This window comes from Echinicola sediminis (genome assembly GCF_054777495.1).
Genome location: NZ_BAAHAP010000188.1, coordinates 1 through 3,800, shown reverse-complemented (window position 1 = coordinate 3,800; position 3,800 = coordinate 1). Strand labels below are relative to the sequence as shown.

The 3,800-nt window shown below is 43.5% G+C and carries 2 protein-coding genes; both read left to right on the top strand.

What is annotated here, in order from left to right; all coding sequences use genetic code 11:
• Positions 1–1,267 (top strand): toprim domain-containing protein (locus ACYVAA_RS22425; protein WP_460546208.1); only part of this gene is annotated, 1,267 nt, incomplete at its 5' end.
• Positions 1,268–1,366: 99 nt separating this feature from the next.
• Complete coding sequence (gene ppk1 / locus ACYVAA_RS22420) at positions 1,367–3,508, top strand: polyphosphate kinase 1 (protein WP_460546206.1); 2,142 nt, start codon at positions 1,367–1,369, stop codon at positions 3,506–3,508.
• The last annotated feature ends 292 nt before the right edge of the window (positions 3,509–3,800 follow it).

Below are 3,800 nucleotides of genomic sequence, written 5' to 3'. Positions count from 1 at the left end.
CGGTCTAATAGAGTTTGTAGAATTCTTAGTCGAAACAAAGGATAAAATCATAGAGGAGCCTATTTATATTGAGGCAGAGAAAAACGGGGTGCCTGTACAGGTGGCGATGAGCTACAACTCCTCTTTTTCTGAAAATGTGGTTTCTTATGTCAATACCATCAATACCTATGAAGGCGGTACCCATGTGTCCGGATTCAGGAGGGCATTGACAAGGACCTTAAAAAGTTACGCCGATAAATCGGGAATGCTGGATAAGGTAAAAGTAGAAGTGTCGGGAGATGATTTTAGGGAAGGTTTGACAGCAGTCATTTCTGTAAAAGTCGGTGAGCCGCAATTTGAGGGGCAGACCAAGACCAAACTGGGGAACTCCGAGGTGGTCAGTGCCGTGGACAATGCAGTGTCTGAAGTCCTTCAATATTGGTTGGAAGAACACCCGAAAGAGGCAAAGATAATTGTCGGCAAAGTAGTCTTGGCAGCACAGGCAAGGCACGCGGCGAGGAAAGCACGGGAAATGGTGCAAAGGAAAAATGTTCTTGGCGGCGGAGGCTTGCCGGGGAAACTAGCGGATTGCGCCAATACTAATCCTGAAATCTGCGAGCTTTATCTTGTGGAAGGGGACTCTGCCGGTGGTTCAGCCAAGCAAGGACGTGATCGGGATTTTCAGGCTATCCTTCCGCTAAAGGGTAAAATACTGAATGTGGAAAAGGCTCACGAGCATAAGATCTACGATAGTGATGAAATTAAAAACATTTTGACCGCTCTTGGGGTTAAGTTTGGAACGGCAGAAGATGAGAAAGAACTTGATCTGACCAATTTGCGTTATCATAAGATCATCATCATGACGGATGCTGATATTGATGGATCGCATATCAGAACGTTGATCTTGACGCTCTTCTTCCGGTACATGAGGTCTTTGATCGAAAATGGATACGTTTATATCGCCTTGCCACCCCTTTATTTGTTGAGAAAGGGTAAGGATGAGCGATACTGCTGGACAGAAGAGGAGAGGGTTATTCTGACCAAAGAAATGGCCGGAGACGGTAAACTGGAAAGTGTGGGGATACAGCGATACAAAGGCCTTGGGGAAATGAACCCTGAGCAGCTATGGACCACGACCATGGATCCTGAAAGCAGGACCCTGAAGCAGGTTACCATTGAGTCTGCGGCTGAAGCCGATCACCTCTTCAGTATGCTGATGGGGGATGAAGTGGCGCCACGTAGAGAGTTTATTGAAAAGAATGCAAAGTACGCCAAAATTGATACCTGATTTGATGATAAAATAATGGTAGTATAAGGGGGCTTTGAGCCCCTTTTTGCTTATCTTAAATTTTTGTTAGGAATTATTCTTTTTTATTTTAAAATGTGCATGGAAGCTGATACTATGGAAACGGAAGTTATTCAAAAAGATAAATTTGAGAGTAAAATAGACAGTAGTGATTTGGTCAGTAGGGACTTAAGCTGGCTGAAATTCAATGATCGGGTGTTGGACCAATCCAAAAAGGATTCCCGCACGATCTTTGAAAAACTGAAGTTCTTAGCCATTACCGCCTCCAATCTGGATGAGTTTTTCATGATCCGGGTCGGCTCTTTATATAACTACTTGGACTATGACAAGGAGAGGATCGATTATTCAGGATTGAGGGAGGAGCCCTTCAAGGAAAAGCTGATGCTGGACTCCCAAGAATTTCATACCAGACAACATGAACATTTTCTCCAAGAGATTCTTCCCAACACCGAGGCATCAGGCTTTATCCTGAGCAATGTCAAGAAACTTAATAATGAGGAGCAAGAACTGATCAAGGAATACTTTTTTAAGGCCGTTTACCCCATGCTTACTCCCATGGTTTTTGACGGTTACCATACCTTCCCCATCTTGATGAACAAACTGTTGATTTTTGGTGTGGTGACCATCAATCCAGGCGATAAAAAAGACAATAGAAAGCTTTCCTTTGTACAGATCCCTTCTAATATTCCCCGCTTTTTTGAAATAGAAAGAGGGGATACCATGGTTTATGTACCTATCGAAGAAGTGATCAGGGAACATATTGTTTCCCTCTTCAGAAATGTCATTATAGAATCCATCAATCTTTTCCGGATAACCAGAAACGGAGACTTTACATTGGAAGAGACAGAAGACATGGATTCCAACTTTCTGGAGGAAGTAAAGCGAAAGCTCAATGAGCGGAAGACGGGCAGGGTAGTGCGTGTGGAGGTGGAGGAAGGCTATAGCAAATGGATGATGAACTTGCTCAAGGGAAGATGGAAGATCCAAAACGATACCGTTTTCAAGGTGAAAAAGGAGAGCATGATGGATTTTACGAGCTTCTGGCAGATCATCGGGAACAAGCGGTTTAAGGACCGTATTCCCCAGCCTCCCCATCAGGTACCGCCCCTGAGCTATCCTCAGGAGGGAAGTCAGGATGTTTTCCAGCTTTTGAAGCATAAAGATGTATTGCTGCACCACCCTTATAATAGCATGGAGCCTATTTTGGATTTGTTGGATAAAGCAGCAGAAGACCCCAATGTAATGGCCATAAAAATGACCATTTACCGGTTGGCCAAGCATTCCAGAATCACTACGGCTTTGCTCAAAGCAGTGGAAAACGGCAAGCACGTATCAGTGTTGTTTGAGGTGAAAGCCCGTTTTGATGAGGAAAATAATATCCAAGAAGCAAAAAAACTGCAAAAGGCAGGATGTTTTGTCATCTATGGTGTGAGTAATTTTAAAACCCATACCAAATTGCTGCTCATCGTGAAAAAGGATGAGAACAAAGTGACAAGGTACGTTCATTTGGGTTCTGGTAATTACAATGAAGATACTTCCAAGCTCTACACCGACTTGGGGCTACTGACCACCGATGAAGTGTTGGCAAATGATGTTTCTGAATTCTTCAATGTAATCACCGGGCACTCCATGCCTTCTTCGTATAAGAACCTGATTACAGCCCCCCAGGGAATGAGGAGCCAATTGATCAGTTTTATTGAAGATGAGGCTGCAAATGCCAGTAAAGGATTGCCCTGTGGGATATTTATTAAGGTCAATAGTTTGGAAGACAGTGAGATCATTTATGCCCTCTACCGGGCTTCCCAATGTGGTGTGCCGATTAAACTGATTGTTCGTGGCATCTGTTGCTTGCGTCCGGGCAGAAAAGGCCTTAGCGAAAACATTGAGGTATATTCTATTGTAGGGGATTTTCTGGAGCATTCCAGGATCTATCATTTTCATAATAACGGAGATACCCGAACTTACGCCGGAAGTGCGGACATGATGGTAAGGAGCTTTGAGAAACGGCTGGAGTCTCTGTTCCGGGTACAGGATTCTTTGTTGGAAAAACAGCTGATGAATATTCTGGCTTACAACCTGAAGGATAATGTAAATGCTTATATCATGCAGGAAGACGGTACTTATGTGGCTAAACAGCCAAAGGATGGAGAAAAGGAATTCAATATTCACCGGGAGTTTTTCCATCTGAATACTGATATCGTAGAAAACGTTATGTTGGAGTAAGGCTATTTGCTTCATCGAAAAAACAAAAAAAACCGTCAAGATCCTTTTGACGGTTTTTTTTGTGGCTCTATATGATTTAGTACGGCTAAACCTGCTAAAACTTTCAATTACAGGTCTCCTCTATTTAATTGATTGTAGGTAGATTGTCGGCAAAGCTTTTCAAGGTGGCAAAAGGCATTAGCGGAAAATGGTTGACATTATGAATAGTTTTGCGGCTAATGCTTAGAGCAACTGTTGACAAGGCCCCGGGCTGCGCCTCCTTTGTTGTCTTGCCTGCCTGGGCAGACAGGCC

Coding starts and splice junctions, on each gene's coding strand:
- ppk1 (WP_460546206.1), top strand. CDS start 1,367: ATGGAAGCTGATACTATGGAAACGGAAGTTATTCAAAAAGATAAATTT.